General features: G+C 66.8%; 2 protein-coding genes. Both read left to right on the forward strand.

Annotation, left to right across the window (positions count from 1 at the left end; translation table 11 throughout):
• A partial coding sequence (locus FSV73_RS25460; RefSeq protein WP_186309353.1) for a DegT/DnrJ/EryC1/StrS family aminotransferase occupies nt 1-202 on the forward strand: 202 nt, incomplete at its 5' end.
• Nucleotides 199-337, forward strand: a 139-nt coding sequence (locus tag FSV73_RS25465; RefSeq protein WP_145013145.1) for a glycosyltransferase, incomplete at its 3' end; no start/stop codon positions are given. The genes FSV73_RS25460 and FSV73_RS25465, both read left to right, overlap by 4 nt.

Raw genomic sequence — 337 nt, forward strand, 5'->3', positions numbered from 1 at the left:
GCGCGGCATCGGCACCGGCATCCATTTCACCGCCACCCACCTGCACCCCTGGTACCGCGAGCGTTGGCCCGAGCTGGCGCTCCCCAACAGCGAATGGAATTCGGCACGGCTGTGCTCCATCCCGCTGTTCCCCGACATGACCCTCGCCGACGTCGACCGCGTGGTCGGCGCCATCGAAGACCTGCTGGAGAAAGGCGCATGAAGCCCTATGCCATCGACCGGGTATCCGTGGTGATCCCCGTCTACAACGAAGAAGCCAGCCTGCCGGAACTGCTGCGCCGCACCCGCGCCGCCTGCCGCCTGCTGGATTGCCAGGTGGAGATCATCCTGGTCGACG

The sequence above is a fragment of the Pseudomonas oryzihabitans genome (genome assembly GCF_007665395.1).
Lineage (GTDB): Bacteria > Pseudomonadota > Gammaproteobacteria > Pseudomonadales > Pseudomonadaceae > Chryseomonas > Chryseomonas psychrotolerans_C.